The organism is Nakamurella multipartita DSM 44233 (assembly GCF_000024365.1).
Taxonomy (GTDB): domain Bacteria; phylum Actinomycetota; class Actinomycetes; order Mycobacteriales; family Nakamurellaceae; genus Nakamurella; species Nakamurella multipartita.
In genome coordinates this window covers 537,321-550,564 of the sequence record NC_013235.1, presented here as the reverse complement: position 1 = coordinate 550,564, position 13,244 = coordinate 537,321, and the positions used below count along the sequence as shown (strand labels likewise).

The window sequence follows — 13,244 nt, the reverse complement described above, 5'->3', positions numbered from 1 at the left end:
CTGCAAGTGGCCGGCAAGTGCTCGTCGTCATTGTCAGATCGCACCGTTGTCGCGATCTGGAGGTTGCTCGCCATGAGCCGTTTGCTCACCCGCCTGGGGTACACCGCCGCCGTCCACCCGTGGCGCATCATCGCCGGTTGGGTCGTCGCGCTGGCCCTGACGCTCGCCCTGTCGGCCACGGTCGGCGGCTCACCGCACGACGACTACACCGTCGCCGGGTCCGCCTCGCAGGCCGGTTCGGACCTGCTGACCGAACGGTTCGGCGACACCTACGCCACCGACGCCCGGGTCGTCGTGCGCGACCCCGACGGATCGCTCGACCCGGCCGTCGTGGACGCGCTGTCCGGCCGGCTGGCCGGGCTGCCGCACGTCGTCGCGGTCGACCCGCCCCGGATGTCCGCGGATGGCGACACCGCGTTGCTCACCGTCCGCTACGACGTGCCGGTCACCGACTTCACCGGCTCGGCGGCGGTGGACGCGCTGCGTTCGGCGACCGCACCGACCGAACAGGCCGGGTTGACGGTGGCATTGGGCGGCCAGGTGCCGGAGAACTTCGCCCCGCCCAGTGGGGTCGCGGAGCTGGTCGGGGTGCTGATCGCCCTGCTCATCCTGGTTTTCGCGTTCGGGTCGGTGGTGGCGGCCGGGTTGCCGATGGCCGTGGCCCTGGTCGGTCTGGGCGTCGGGTCCTCGCTGATCGCGCTGCTGGCCGCCGTCGCCGACGTCAGCACGGTGGCGCCGACGGTCGCCGCGATGGTCGGCCTCGGGGTCGGCATCGACTACGCACTGTTGCTGGTCACCCGGTTCGTCGAAGGGCTGCGGGCCGGCCTGCCGGTGCCGGACGCTGCGGCGCGGGCCAACGGCACGGCCGGCGTGTCGGTGGTGTTCGCCGGGACCACGGTGCTGGTCTCGCTGATCGGGCTGCGGCTGGCCGACCTGTCGACCTACACCACCGTCGGCATCGCCACCCTGCTGGTGGTGCTCTCGGTGATGCTCACCTCGATCACGCTGGTGCCCGCCCTGTGCGGGTTGGTCGGCCGGCGGGTGCTGGGCCGGCGCGCCCGCCGCGCTCCGGGCGCCGATGCCGCGGCCGGGCGCCCGCGGGCGGCCGAGCCGGGGGCCACCGCGACCGCGCGCTGGGCCCACCGGGTGGGTCGCCGGCCGTGGCCGTGGGCCCTGGGCGCGCTGACCCTGCTGCTGGTGCTGGCCGCGCCGGTGCTGGGCATGCGGACCTGGCCGCAGGACGCGGGCAGCCAGCCGGAGTCCAACACCACCCGCATCGCCTACGACCTGGTCGCCGACGAGTTCGGCCCCGGCGCCAACGGCCCGTTCCTGCTGGCCGTCGACCTGACCGGCACCGCCGGGTCTGCCGGGCAGACCGTGGTGTCCCAGCTGACCGAGCGGGTGGCCGCCGACCCGGGCGTCGCCGCCGTCGCCCCGCCGGTGCTGAACCCGGCCGGGGACGCCGCGCTGATCATCGTGCAGCCGACGACCGGCCCGCAGGACGAGGCCACCGTCGAGCTGCTGCACCGGTTGCGGGCCGAGCTGCCGCAGACCGTCCGGGTGACCGGGCTGACCGCGGTCTTCGCCGACATCTCCGACCGGCTCGCGGACCGGCTGTGGGTGGTGATCGCGTTCGTGGTCGGGGTGTCCCTGCTGCTGCTGACCGCCGCGTTCCGGTCGGTGATCGTGGCCGTCAAGGCCGCCGCGATGAATCTGCTGTCGGTCGCCGCGGCCTACGGCGTGATGGTCGCCATCTTCCAGTGGGGCTGGGGCGCCGAACTTCTCGGACTGCCGCACGCGGTGGCCATCTCCAGCTGGGTGCCGATCCTGATGTTCACCATCCTGTTCGGGCTGTCCATGGACTACCAGGTGTTCCTGCTGTCCCGGATCCGTGAGGACTACCTGGCCACCGACGACCCGCGCGGCAGCGTGGTGCGCGGGCTGGCCGGCACCGGCCGGGTGATCACCTGCGCGGCGGCGATCATGGTCGCGGTGTTCGTCGGGTTCGGGTTGGACGCCGACCCGGTGGTCAAGATGATGGGCGTCGGGATGGCCGTCGCGGTGCTGATCGACGCCACCGTGGTGCGGATGGTGCTGGTGCCGGCCACGATGTCGATCCTGGGACGGGCCAACTGGTGGCTGCCGCGCTGGCTGGACCGGGTGCTGCCGCACCTGGACACGGAGGGGTCGGATCCGCGGCCGGTCGGATCAGCCGACCCGACCGGCGGGGACGCCGCGAGCACCCACCCGGCGCCGGCGGGGGTGGCCTGACCGAGCGGTCTGCGTGCGGGCGTTGACCCGGGACCGGCCCCGACGGGCGGCCCGGGTCAACGCCTGCCGGCGCAGGTCGAGGATCTCCCGCTGGGCCAGGTGCAACTGATCGGTCAGCTCGTCGAGCACGTCGGCGCAATCGTCGAGCAGCCCGTCGGTGGCGTCCCGGTCGTACCCGCGGCTGAACGCCCGTGCGGGCGGCACCAGCACGGCACGCAGCCAGCGGCCGTCGATCCGATCGGCGTGCCGGACCCCGGCCCACGCCGGGTCGTCCATCAACATCTCGTCGTCACCACCGAAGTCGCCCCCTCAGGCCTTGCCGAACTCTTCGAACACGATGCGCTCGTCCGGAACCCCCCGGGCGACCAACGCTTTCACCGTGGCCTCGACCATCTCCGGCGATCCGCAGACGGCCACGTCGTACCCGGCCCAGTCGGCCTGCGCGGCGGCCAGCTCGCCGATCCGGCCGTGCGGTCCGGCCCACCGCTCGTCGTGCGAAGTGGCCGTGCAGACCGACAGCCAGGTGTGGTGCTCGGCCGCCGTCGCGGCCAGCCAGGCCTGGTCGTAGGCCTCGCGACCGGTGCGGACGCCGTGGAACAGGTGGGTGGGGCGGCCGCCGCTGTCGATCAGTTGCTCGATCATCGCCTTCATCGGGGCCAACCCGGTCCCGCCGGCGATCATCAGCAGCGGCCGGTAGGCGGCGGGGTCCAGCGACAGCCCGCCGTAGGGGGCGCCGAGCCGGACCGGTTCGCCCGGGCGGGCGGCCCGGACCAGCGCGGTGGACAGGGTGCCGCCGTCGATCGCCCGCACGTGCAGGTCGAACTCGAGCCCGCTGGGTCGGGTGGCCGGAGTGAAGGGCCGCCAGACCCGCGGCCGCAGCCGGGTGGCCTGCAGCGCCATCGATTGGCCGGCCCGGTAGGGCACGGGTTGCTCGGTGCGCACCCGCAGGACCGCGAGATCAACGGTTCGACGGTCGATCTCGACGATCTCGCCGTCGTACCAGGCCGGTTCGCGGGCGTCCGCGTCGGCGGCGGCCCGGATCATCGCCTCGCTCACCGCGGCGTAGGCGGCCGACCACTGGGCGGCCAGCGCGGCCGACCACCGGGCGCCGGAGAAGTGCTCCAGGGTGGCCAGCAGCGACGCGCCGACCGCCGGGTAGTGACCGGCCAGGGCACCGAACTTGCGGTGGTCGCGGCCGAGCTCGGCCAGGTAGGGCGCCAGCTCGGCCAGCCGGTCGACATGGGTGACGATCCGGATCAGCGCGCCGAGCAACCGGTCCCGCTGCTCGGTCATGGCCAGCGGGAACAGCTCCCGCACCTCGGGATGGGTCAGGAACAGATGGGCGTAGAAGTACGCGGCGACGTCGTCGCCGTGGGTGGCGACGGTCGCGAAGTTGGCCTTGAGCGCCGCGGTGGTGTCCAGAGCGGCGTCCAGGGGCGCCGGCCGGGTCGAGTCCGTCACGCTGCGCCTCCCCCGCCCATCCTGTGTGGGCTATCAGAGACAACAACTACGCGGCCGCCCGCTCTTTTGCAACTAGCGGTAGTCGCTCACCCGGAGTCATGAGTCGTTCGAGTGATACACTTCATTCATTCGGGATATTCTCGGCCGCCTCGTAGGCTTCGAGTTCGGGCAGCGTCGACCAGTCGGGCCAGGTGACCTCCCACACCCGGTGGATCAGGCCGTCCCGGAAGGTGGCCACCAGCACGATCTCCAGCTCGGTGGCCGGGCGGCCCGGCCGGGACGTAGTGATCCACAGCCGCCCGGCCACCCGGTCGACGGCCTGGACCCAGGCCTGCTCGTCGTAGCGGACGGCGTAGGTGATCGCGGTGCCGTAGACCCGCTCGTGGCCCGCGGCGAACTCGGCATACCCCTGCTCGACCCCGTTCGAGGTCATCCGGAAGTCGGGGTGGTAGTAGGCGGGGATGAGGGTGGGGTCCTTGGCCACCACCATCCGCTCGAACATCTCTTTGAGCAGGGCCACGCTCATCGGGCCGTCCCCTTCCGTTCCCTGGTTCAGCGACCGATCAGGCCGGGGTCGCTGGCGGTGTGCTTGGCGAAGAACCGCCACATCGCGGTGCTGGCCCGGGGTCCGCGACGGTCGCTGTAGGTCCCCTGCACCGAACCGCCGGACCAGGCGTGCCCCAGACCCTCCACCACCCACAGCTCCAGCACCACCTGGCGGGCCACCGACCAGCGGGTGATCCGGTGCGGTCGCGGGCCGTTGCCCGACGCGGTGCGCGGCGGGTCCTTGCGGGTCTGCCGGCCCTTGCCCAGGGTGGGCCGCAGGCCCTTATCGGCGGCGCCGGTCCAGGCGCCCGACCACTGGCCGACAATGCGTTCGGCGTTGCTGGAACGCACCGTGCCGTCCGCGGTGCCCTGGAAGACGATCAGCGGCGGCAGCGGGCCGGACGGGGTCGGCGTCGGACCGGCGCCCTGCATGACGGCGAGCGCGTCGGCCGGGCCGGTCGCGCTGTGGAAGGGCGGGGCCGAGTGCACCCCGACCGCGGCGAACAGCTCCGGGTAGGTGGCCGCCAGCACCAGGGCCATCCCGCCGCCGGCGGAGATCCCGGTGGCGTAGATCCGGTGCGGGTCGATCCGCCAGCGGGTCGTCTCCTGCACCACCCGGCGCACGATGCCGGCCAGCACGGCCGGCTCCCCCGCGGCCCGCTGCTGGTGCCCGGGGCGGAACCAGTTCCAGCACCGCTGCGCGTGATGGGTGACCGACTGGTCGGGGTAGACCACGACGAACTGGTGGCTGTCGGCCAGGTCGTTCCAGCGGGTGCCGGCGGCGAAGTCCAGACCGGACTGGGTGCAGCCGTGCAGGGCGAGCACCAGCGGGGCGCGGGTGGTGCGCCGCAGCCCACGCGGGATGTAGACGCGATAGGCCAGGCTGCCGGCGACCCCGGTGTACCGGTGCTGGTGCCACGTGCCCTTGCCCAGCGAGGCGGGGTCGGGCTGCTGGCCGCCCGGTGGCTGCCACAGTTCGGGCAGCGCGCTGGCGCTCGACCGGGCCGGCCGGGCGGTGCTCTTGCGCTTTCGCGGGACCGCGGTGGTGGACTTGGTGGCCGCCCGGGCCGCTTTGGTGACCGTCCGCTGGGCCTTCTTGACCGAGCGGGTGGCCGCCTTCCGGGTGGGCGACGGCGTCGGCATCATCGCCCTGAGCATGGCCCCGGGCAGGCCTGATCTCGCTCGGCGCGCCACGCATCTCCCTGCGGTTGGGGGCGGTCGAGGACCGATCGGCCCCCACCGGCCACCCTAGGCTGCTCACCGGTCCGCCCCGCGCCGCCGTCCACTGCGCGGAAAGGCGCGGACAGGCGCGGACAGGGCCCCGCCGGGCCCGGTCAGAGCGCCGCGACCAGCGCCTGCCGCAGCTCGGCCGGGGTCAACTCAATGGGGTTGCCCTTGGTGCTGCTGGAGCTGCCGGTCTTGTCGACCACCTCGTCGACCAGCGCCGGGTCCAGCCCACCGGCGGCCAGCCCGGTGATGCCCAGCTGCCGCACGGTCGCCGCGATCCACTCCACACCGTCCTCGACGGTGGCGTCGGACCGCCCGGTGAGCAGCTCGGCCGCCTGCCGGTAGGCCGCCAGCGCCGGGTGGTCGGCGGCCCGTTCCCGCAGCGCGCGCACGTTGGCCTCGGTGACCGGGGCCAGCAGCGCCGCGCAGATGGCGCCGTGCGCCACCGGCACCAGCCCGCCGATCACCCCGGCGAACCCGTGCACGGCGCCGAGCTTGGCGTTGGCCAGGGACAGGCCGCCGAGCAGGCTGCACAGGGCCATCTCGGTGCGCGCGGCGACGTCGGTGCCGTCGGCGTAGGCGGCCCGCAGCCCCGCCGCGGCGTGCCGCAGCCCCTGCGCGGCCAGTGCGTCGGTGATCGGCGTGGCGTTGCGGGAGACCAGCGGTTCCAGGCACTGGGTCAGCGCATCCAGGCCGCTGGCCGCGGTGACGGCCGGCGGGCAGTCCACCGTGAGCAGCGGGTCGACCAGGGCCAGGGCCGGCAGCATCGACCGGGCCCGGACGCTGGCCTTGCGGCCGTGCTCGGGTGAGGCGAGCACCGCGTTCATCGTGACCTCGGCACCGGTGCCCGCCGTCGTCGGCACCGCGGCGAAGGGCACCGACGGCCGGCCGATCGGCTGACCGCGGCCGATCACCTCGAGGTAGTCCAGCGGGTCGCCGCCGTTGCCCAGCAGCATGGCCACCGTCTTGCCCAGGTCGATGACGCTGCCGCCGCCGAGCGAGACCACCGCCTGGGCGCCGTGCTCGCGGGCCGCGGCCACCGCCTCCCGGGCCACGCCCACGGTGGGTTCGCCGCTGACCGTGACGATCGCCGCGTCCATCGGCAGGGCGTCGATCAGGGCCCGGTGCCGGTCCGGGCGGGACCCGGTGAGCACCACCACCCGCTCACCCCAGCCGGCGACCAGGGCCGGTAGCTCCTGGGCCCGACCGGGGCCGAAGACGATCCGGGTGGCGGTGGCGAACTCGAAGGTCGGTCCGCTCACGCGCGATCACTGGCCGCGGAGCTCCAATCGGCCTCGGCGACCGGGAAGACCGCCGTGTACTTGGTCGACGAGCGGGGCCGGGCCATCATCTCGGCGACCGTGTCCCGCCAGGTCGCGTAGTGCGCGGTCTCCTTATGCGTGGCGGCCGCGTCGGCGCCGGTGTAGATCTCGACCAGCACGACGTGCGCGGGGTCGGCCTCGTCCTGGATCGCGTCGAACCGGATGACGCCCGGTTCCTGGATCGAGGCGGTCGCGTTCTCGATGGTGGCGCGCAGGAACTCGTCGACCCGGCCGGGTTCGACGGCGATGTCGACGTGAACGATCAGCATGGCCCCATCCTGGCCCTCGCGGGTGGACCCGGCAGCTCCGGGCCCGGGGCCGGGCGGCCACCGGGGGGAACCGTGACCACCGACACGGCGGCGATCCGGACGCCGGTCACCTGACCGACACACAACAGACGCCGCCCGTGGTGGGATCTGACGGTGTCTCCCGCCACCGTGAGCCTGATCATCCTGGTCTGCAGCATCGCGCTGTTCGTCTGGAACCGGCTGCCGGTCGGGGTGGTCGCCATCCTCACCGGGCTGGCCCTTTACTTCACCGGGGTGCTCGACGCCAACCAGGTCGTGGCCGGCTTCGGCGATCCGGTGGTCATCTTCATCGCCACCCTGTTCGTGGTCAGCGAGGGTCTGGAGTCCTCGGGGGTGACGACCTGGGCCGGACAGGTGATCGTCGGCGGCGCGGGCAGCAAGCCCAAGAAGTTGCTGGCCGCGATCATGTTGCTGGCCGGCGGCCTGTCCGCCGCGATCACGCCCAACGGGGCGGCCGCGGCCCTGCTGCCGGTGACCGTCTCGGTGGCCCGGCGGGCCCGCACGGCGCCGTCGAAGATGCTGATCCCGATGGCCTTCGCGGCCAGCGCCGGAGCGTTGCTCACCCTGTCCGGCAGCCCGGTCAACGTGATCGTCTCCGAGGGATCGCTCAGTGTCGGCGGCCCCGGCTTCGGTTTCTTCGAGTTCGCCATCGTCGGCCTGCCGCTGTTGCTGGGCACCACCGCGATCGCGCTGCTGGTCGGCAACCGGCTGCTGCCCGATCGCACGTCCACCCAGCTGCCGGCCGACTACGGCAGCTACGCGGCGACGGTGGCCACCCACTACGACCTGAACCGGACGATCCACCGGCTGCGGATCCGGCCGACCTCGACGATCCGGGGCGTCGAGGTCGGCAACCTGGCCCTGACCGACTACCCGCAGCTGAGCCTGGTCGGCGTGCAGGACTCGGCCGGCGACGCGGTCGGCCCGGACCACGCCCTGGCCGACGGCGACCGGATCGTGCTGGCCGGCCCGGACGAGCAGGTCACCGCGTTCGCCGCCGGCAGCGGGGTGAAGATCACCGGGTCGGCGCTGGCCACCCGGCAGGGCGCCTCGATCCTGTCGCGCACCACCGGCATCGCCGAAGTGGTCATCCCGCCGCGGTCCCGGCTGATCGGGCAGACCCTGTTCCCGGGGATGGTCCGGACCGGCCAACTGGTGGTGCTGGCCATCCAGCGAGTGGGCACCGACGTCGGCCTGCACCCGGTGACGATCGCCGAGGGCGACGCGATCCTCTACTACGGCAAGTGGCGAGCCATCGAGTCCCTGTCGGCCAGCCGGGACGTGCTGCTGGTCAACTCCCCCGAGTCGGTGCGCCGGCAGACGATCCCGCTGGGCCGCAAGGCCCCGCAGGCGATTGCCGTGCTGGTCGGGATGATCGTGCTGCTGGCCACCGGGCTGGTGCCGCCGGCGATCGCCGGATTGATGGCGGTGGCCGCGCTGATCCTGCTCAAGGTCGTCGAGCCGCAGCAGGCCTACCGGGCGGTGTCCTGGCAGACGGTGGTGCTGATCGGCGGGCTGATCCCGCTGTCGGTGGCCATCCAGACCAGCGGCGCGGCCGACCTGCTGGCCGGCGCGCTGGTCAGCGTGGTCGGCGGGTCCGGGCCGTACCTGCTGATGCTGGCGCTGTTCGCGCTGACCGCCGCGCTGGGCCAGGTGATCAGCAACGCGGCGACGGTGCTGATCGTCATGCCGATCGCGCTGTCCGCGGCGGCCGAGACCGGGGTGTCGCCGCAGGCGATCCTGATGCTGGTCGCGGTCGCCGGCGCGGCCTCCCTGCTCACCCCGATCGCCACCCCGGCGAACATGATCGTCATGCCCTCCGGTGGTTACCGGTTCGGCGACTACTGGAAGCTCGGCGCGGTGACCATGCTGTTCTGGCTGGTCGTGGGCGTGCTGATGGTGCCCGTGGTCTGGCCGCTGTACCCGGGCTGATCCGGGCCGACAATGGGCCGATGGCCGGCTGGTGGTTGTTCCACGTCGACCTGGACCAGTTCCAGGTGTCGGTCGAACGGCTGCGCCGGCCCGATCTGCGCGGCCGGCCGGTCGTCGTCGGCGGCGACGGCGATCCGGCCCGGGCCCGGCAGGTGGTGACCTGCGCGTCCTACGAGGCCCGGGCGCTGGGGGTGCGGGCCGGCCTGCCGATGCGGGTGGCCGCCCGCAAGGCCCCGGACGCGGTGTTCCTGCCGCTGGACCACGCCGGCTACGAGGCAGCTTCGGCGCAGGTGATGGACACCCTGCGCGGCACCGGGCGGCCGCTGGAGGTGTGGGGCTGGGACGAGGCGTTCCTGGGCGTGACGGCGGACGACCCGGAGCCGGTGGCGGCCGGCCTCCAGGCGCTGGTCCGGGATACGACGGGGCTGCCCTGTTCCATCGGGATCGGGGACAACAAGCTGCGGGCCAAGACGGCCACCGGGTTCGGCAAGCCGGCCGGCATGTACCGGCTGACCGGCGCGAACTGGATGTCGATCATGGGTGACCGGCCGGTCCGGGCGCTGTGGGGCGTCGGCGCCCGCGGCGCCGCCCGGTTCGCCGAGCACGGCATCGCCACCGTGCGCGAGCTGGCCGCGGCCGATCCGGCGGAACTGGTCCGATGGTGGGGCCCGACGACCGGACCGCGGTACCGGGCACTGGCCCGGGGCGAGGGCGAGACCGAGATCCGCATTGAGCCGTGGATCGCCCGGTCCCGCAGCCACCAGCGGACCTACGAGCAGGACCTGACCGAGCGGGGCGTCGTCGAGCGGGAGTTGCGGGTGCTGGCCGACCAGGTCGTCACCGACGTCGTCGCCGACGACCGGGTGATCACCCGGGTCGCGGTGGTCGTCCGCAACTCGTCGTTCTTCACCGAGAGCCACCTGCGCACCCTGCCCGAACCGACCACCTCCGCGGCGGTGGTCGGCGAGGCGGCGGTGAGCCTGCTGGACCGGTTCGAACTGCGCCGCCCGGTGCGGCTGTTGGGCGTGCGGGTGGAGCTGGCCCCGCCTCCCTGACCCGGTTCGCGGACGAAACCCGCGCCGAACCGGACGAATCCCCCGCCGACGCGCGGGAAAGATCAGCGAACCGGGCCGTCCGCGCGGCATCGTCACCGCATGCCCGAGAGCGACTCCCGCCGCACCTTCGCCGCCGCCGCGCAGGCGTTCGCCGAGCTGGTCGACCGCATTCCCGACGACGCGTGGACCGGCCCGGGTCTGGGCGACTGGGACCTGCGGGCGCTGGTCGGGCACGCCAGCCGCTCGCTGGTCACCGTCCTGACCTACCTGCCGCGGATCGCCGAGACCGAGGCGGTGCCGACGACGGCGGCCTACTACGCGGCCGCCGCGCAGATCATGGCCGCGGTCACCGAACGCGGTCGGCAGGCCGGCGCCGCTCTCGGGAACGACCCGGCCGCCACGGTGCGCACCCTGGTCCGGGACTGCGCGAGGGCGCTGGCAGCCACCACGGACGACCCGGTGATCGAGAGCATCGCCGGCGGCATGCGGCTGAGCGGGTACCTGGTCACCCGCACCTTCGAGCTGGTCGTGCACTCGCTGGACATCGCCGCCGCCACTGGGCTGTCCTACGACCCGCCGGCCGACGCGCTGGCCGAGTCGCTCGCCCTGGCCGTGGACGTCGCCGTCGATCGGGGTCAGGGCGCCCGGCTGCTGCTCGCGCTGACCGGCCGGGCGTCCCTGGCGTCCGGATTCTCGGTCGTCTGACCGCTGCGGGCAGCTCGCCGGTTTCCGGCGCAGCCGGGCAGTACTCTCACCTCGTGCTCACCTCCGAGCGTCGCATCGAGGTCGTCGTGATCGACGACCATCCGTTCTTCCGTGACGGGGTCAGCCGCGGGTTGACCAACAGCGGGCTGATCACCGTGGTGGCCGAGGCGGAGAACGGCCGGGACGGCCTGGCCGCGATCGCCGAGCACCGCCCGCAGGTCGCCGTGGTCGACTACCAGCTGCCCGATCTGGACGGCATCGCGATCACCCAGGCGGTGGTGCGCGACCAGCTGCCGACCAAGGTGCTGTTGCTCTCGGCCATCACCGACAGCGCGGTGGTGTTCCGGGCGTTGGAGGTCGGCGCGTCCGGCTACCTGTCCAAGGACGCCCGCCGGGCCGAGATTGTCGACGCGGTACTGACGGTGTCCCGGGGCAAGACGGTGGTGCCGCCGGAGCTGGCCGGCTCGCTGGCCCAGGAGATCCGGCTGCGGGCCCAGCCGACCGGCCCGGTGCTCTCCGAGCGCGAACTGCAGGTGCTGCGCGGGTTCGCCCGCGGTCAGTCGATCCCGCAGCTGGCCAAGGAGCTCTACATCGGCGCCAGCACGGTCAAGACCCACACCCAGCGGCTGTACGAGAAGCTCGGCGTCTCGGACCGGGCCGCCGCCGTCGCCGAGGCCATGCGGCGCGGCCTGCTCGAGTGAGCCGGCCGGCCGTGACGCAGGTCCAACAGATCGTCCGCGACGCCGCCCAGCGCGGGCTGAACCTGCAGTTGACGCTGCGAGCGCTGCTGGCCGCCTTCGTGCTCGGCACCCTGGCGTTCCTGCCGCCCGCGGACGCCGCCGAGCTGTCCTGGTGGGTGGCCGGCGGTTACCTGGTCGCGGTGGCCGGGCTGACCCTGTGGCTGCGCCGGGGCGACCGGATCGCGCTGACCTGGGGCTGGCTGGGTCTCTACGTCGACCTGATCGCCCTGCTCACGCTGACCCAGATCGCCGGCTGGTCGGCCGATCAGAGCTGGACCTCCTACGTCCTGCAGTTCGGCTTCTTCCTCATCCCGGTGCTGGCCGCCACCCAGTTGCGCTGGGGCGTGTGCGCCGGCGTGGTGATCCCGACGGTGCTGCTGTACGCGGCCGAGGGCCTGCTCACCCGCGACGCCAACGAGGTCGAGCCGATCCCGTCGATCGTGCTGCGGGTGGTCGCGCTGGCCGGCGTCGGCCTGGCCGCGGTCTGGCTGTCCCGGATCCAGCGGTCGCGGGTGGCCTCGATCCAGGCGCTGGTGGACGACCGGACCCGGTTGCTGACCGAGCTGATGACCGCGACCGACAGCGCCCACCGGGCGATGGCCGAGAACCTGCACGACGGCGCCCTGCAGTACGTGCTGGCCGCCCGGATGGATCTGGAGGACGCCCGGGACGGCGCCCCGGACGAGGCCGCGCGGTCCTTCGACCGGCTCGACGACGCGCTCACCCAGACGGCCAAGCTGTTGCGCTCGACCGTCTCCGAGCTGCACCCGGCCGTGCTGGAGCAGTCCGGGCTGGCCCTGGCGGTCGGGCAACTGGCCGGCACGGCGGCCGAACGGGGCGGGCTGACGGTGTCGGTGGAGTCCGCCGGCTGGCCCGACGAGGCCCGCACCGATCAGGATCAGCTGCTGTTCGGGGTGGCCCGGGAGCTGATCAGCAACGTCGTCCGGCACGCGCACGCGTCGCGGATGGCGATCGGGCTGGAGCTGGCCGACGGGGTGGCCGAGCTGACCGTGAGCGACGACGGCATCGGGTTCACCCCGGGGACGGCGGCCCGCAAGCTGTCCGAGGGGCACATCGGGGTCGACTCGCAGCGGGTCAAGGTGGAGGCGGCCGGCGGCCGGTTCAGCGTGGACAGCCCGGCCGCCGGCGGCGCCACGGTCCGGGTGCAGGTGCCGGTCAGGGCAGCTGGAACCGGGTGAAGGCGTCCACGACCCCCCGCAGGTAGCGCCGGATCGCGGCCCGTTCGGCGTCGTCGAATGTCTCGGCCAGCTCGTCCAGGTCGTGCATCAGGGGGGCCAGTTCGGCCAGCACCCGGGTGGTGGCCGGGGCCGAGGGCCGCAGCCGGACCCGCCGCCGGTCCAGGGTGTCGCGCTCGCGGACCAGGTGTCCCGCGCTCTCCAACCGGTCGACCACCTCGGTGACGGCGGCGGGGCTGAGCCCCAGCCGCTGGCTCAGGTCGCGCGGGCCGATCGGCGGTTCGGCCGCGCTGACGTGGCCCATGGCGGCCAGGTCGGTGCCGTTGACGCCCAGCCGGCGGGCCAGGGCCTGCTCGGCCATCGACCCGGTCACCTGGACCTGACGCAACAACTGCGTTTCCAGCTGGCTGCGGCCGGCCGCCGGCACTGGTGGCGTCATGATTTCATGCTACCTTCCGTGTAGTACGGATTCCGTAGTACT

The 13,244-nt window shown here is 73.5% G+C and carries 13 protein-coding genes; 6 read left to right on the top strand and 7 right to left on the bottom strand.

Annotated elements, in window-relative coordinates; translation table 11 throughout:
- The first annotated feature begins 72 nt into the window (after positions 1-72).
- Positions 73-2,271 (top strand): MMPL family transporter, encoded by a 2,199-nt coding sequence (locus tag NAMU_RS02465; RefSeq protein WP_015745834.1) that lies wholly within the window; start codon positions 73-75, stop codon positions 2,269-2,271.
- Here the strand turns inward: NAMU_RS02465 and NAMU_RS02460 are convergent.
- The 6 genes from NAMU_RS02460 to NAMU_RS02435 form a co-directional block, all read right to left on the bottom strand.
- Entirely contained in the window at positions 2,209-2,547 is a 339-nt protein-coding gene (locus NAMU_RS02460; protein ID WP_015745833.1) for a hypothetical protein, read from the bottom strand. The two genes, NAMU_RS02465 and NAMU_RS02460, sit on opposite strands and share 63 nt — an antisense overlap.
- A gap of 33 nt (positions 2,548-2,580) precedes the next feature.
- Entirely contained in the window at positions 2,581-3,732 is a 1,152-nt protein-coding gene (locus NAMU_RS02455; protein ID WP_015745832.1) for a globin domain-containing protein, read from the bottom strand.
- A 121-nt stretch (positions 3,733-3,853) separates the two neighbouring features.
- Positions 3,854-4,258 (bottom strand): nuclear transport factor 2 family protein, encoded by a 405-nt coding sequence (locus NAMU_RS02450; RefSeq protein WP_015745831.1) that lies wholly within the window; start codon positions 4,256-4,258, stop codon positions 3,854-3,856.
- A gap of 26 nt (positions 4,259-4,284) precedes the next feature.
- On the bottom strand, positions 4,285-5,424 hold the full coding sequence (locus NAMU_RS02445; protein ID WP_052307764.1) for an extracellular catalytic domain type 1 short-chain-length polyhydroxyalkanoate depolymerase: 1,140 nt from the start codon (positions 5,422-5,424) through the stop codon (positions 4,285-4,287).
- A 188-nt stretch (positions 5,425-5,612) separates the two neighbouring features.
- Positions 5,613-6,767: an iron-containing alcohol dehydrogenase gene (locus NAMU_RS02440; RefSeq protein WP_015745829.1), complete on the bottom strand. Its 1,155-nt coding sequence runs from the start codon at positions 6,765-6,767 to the stop codon at positions 5,613-5,615.
- Positions 6,764-7,096 (bottom strand): antibiotic biosynthesis monooxygenase, encoded by a 333-nt coding sequence (locus NAMU_RS02435; protein ID WP_015745828.1) that lies wholly within the window; start codon positions 7,094-7,096, stop codon positions 6,764-6,766. Before NAMU_RS02435 ends, NAMU_RS02440 begins: the two co-directional genes overlap by 4 nt.
- 153 nt (positions 7,097-7,249) lie before the next feature.
- Here NAMU_RS02435 and NAMU_RS02430 point away from each other — a divergent pair, with 153 nt between their 5' ends.
- From NAMU_RS02430 to NAMU_RS02410, 5 genes are all read left to right on the top strand, one after another.
- Positions 7,250-9,067 (top strand): SLC13 family permease, encoded by a 1,818-nt coding sequence (locus NAMU_RS02430; RefSeq protein ID WP_015745827.1) that lies wholly within the window; start codon positions 7,250-7,252, stop codon positions 9,065-9,067.
- 20 nt (positions 9,068-9,087) lie between these two features.
- Positions 9,088-10,122, top strand: coding sequence for a DNA polymerase IV (locus tag NAMU_RS02425; protein ID WP_015745826.1), 1,035 nt, complete (start codon positions 9,088-9,090; stop codon positions 10,120-10,122).
- A gap of 99 nt (positions 10,123-10,221) precedes the next feature.
- Entirely contained in the window at positions 10,222-10,827 is a 606-nt protein-coding gene (locus NAMU_RS02420; protein ID WP_015745825.1) for a maleylpyruvate isomerase family mycothiol-dependent enzyme, read from the top strand.
- Positions 10,828-10,880: 53 nt separating this feature from the next.
- Entirely contained in the window at positions 10,881-11,528 is a 648-nt protein-coding gene (locus tag NAMU_RS02415) for a response regulator transcription factor (protein ID WP_015745824.1), read from the top strand.
- 11 nt (positions 11,529-11,539) lie between these two features.
- Positions 11,540-12,766 (top strand): sensor histidine kinase, encoded by a 1,227-nt coding sequence (locus NAMU_RS02410; protein WP_015745823.1) that lies wholly within the window; start codon positions 11,540-11,542, stop codon positions 12,764-12,766.
- Here NAMU_RS02410 and NAMU_RS02405 read toward each other — a convergent pair.
- Positions 12,744-13,202, bottom strand: a complete 459-nt coding sequence (locus NAMU_RS02405; RefSeq protein ID WP_015745822.1) for a MarR family winged helix-turn-helix transcriptional regulator — start codon at positions 13,200-13,202, stop codon at positions 12,744-12,746. The genes NAMU_RS02410 and NAMU_RS02405 overlap by 23 nt on opposite strands.
- Positions 13,203-13,244: the final 42 nt, after the last annotated feature.

Excerpts from the sequence above, each read along its gene's own strand:
- NAMU_RS02465 (WP_015745834.1), top strand. The coding sequence starts at position 73 with ATGAGCCGTTTGCTCACCCGCCTGGGGTACACCGCCGCCGTCCACCCG.
- NAMU_RS02435 (WP_015745828.1), bottom strand. The coding sequence starts at position 7,096 with ATGCTGATCGTTCACGTCGACATCGCCGTCGAACCCGGCCGGGTCGAC.
- NAMU_RS02425 (WP_015745826.1), top strand. The coding sequence starts at position 9,088 with ATGGCCGGCTGGTGGTTGTTCCACGTCGACCTGGACCAGTTCCAGGTG.
- NAMU_RS02405 (WP_015745822.1), bottom strand. The coding sequence starts at position 13,202 with ATGACGCCACCAGTGCCGGCGGCCGGCCGCAGCCAGCTGGAAACGCAG.
- NAMU_RS02450 (WP_015745831.1), bottom strand. The coding sequence starts at position 4,258 with ATGAGCGTGGCCCTGCTCAAAGAGATGTTCGAGCGGATGGTGGTGGCC.
- NAMU_RS02420 (WP_015745825.1), top strand. The coding sequence starts at position 10,222 with ATGCCCGAGAGCGACTCCCGCCGCACCTTCGCCGCCGCCGCGCAGGCG.
- NAMU_RS02460 (WP_015745833.1), bottom strand. The coding sequence starts at position 2,547 with ATGGACGACCCGGCGTGGGCCGGGGTCCGGCACGCCGATCGGATCGAC.
- NAMU_RS02445 (WP_052307764.1), bottom strand. The coding sequence starts at position 5,424 with ATGATGCCGACGCCGTCGCCCACCCGGAAGGCGGCCACCCGCTCGGTC.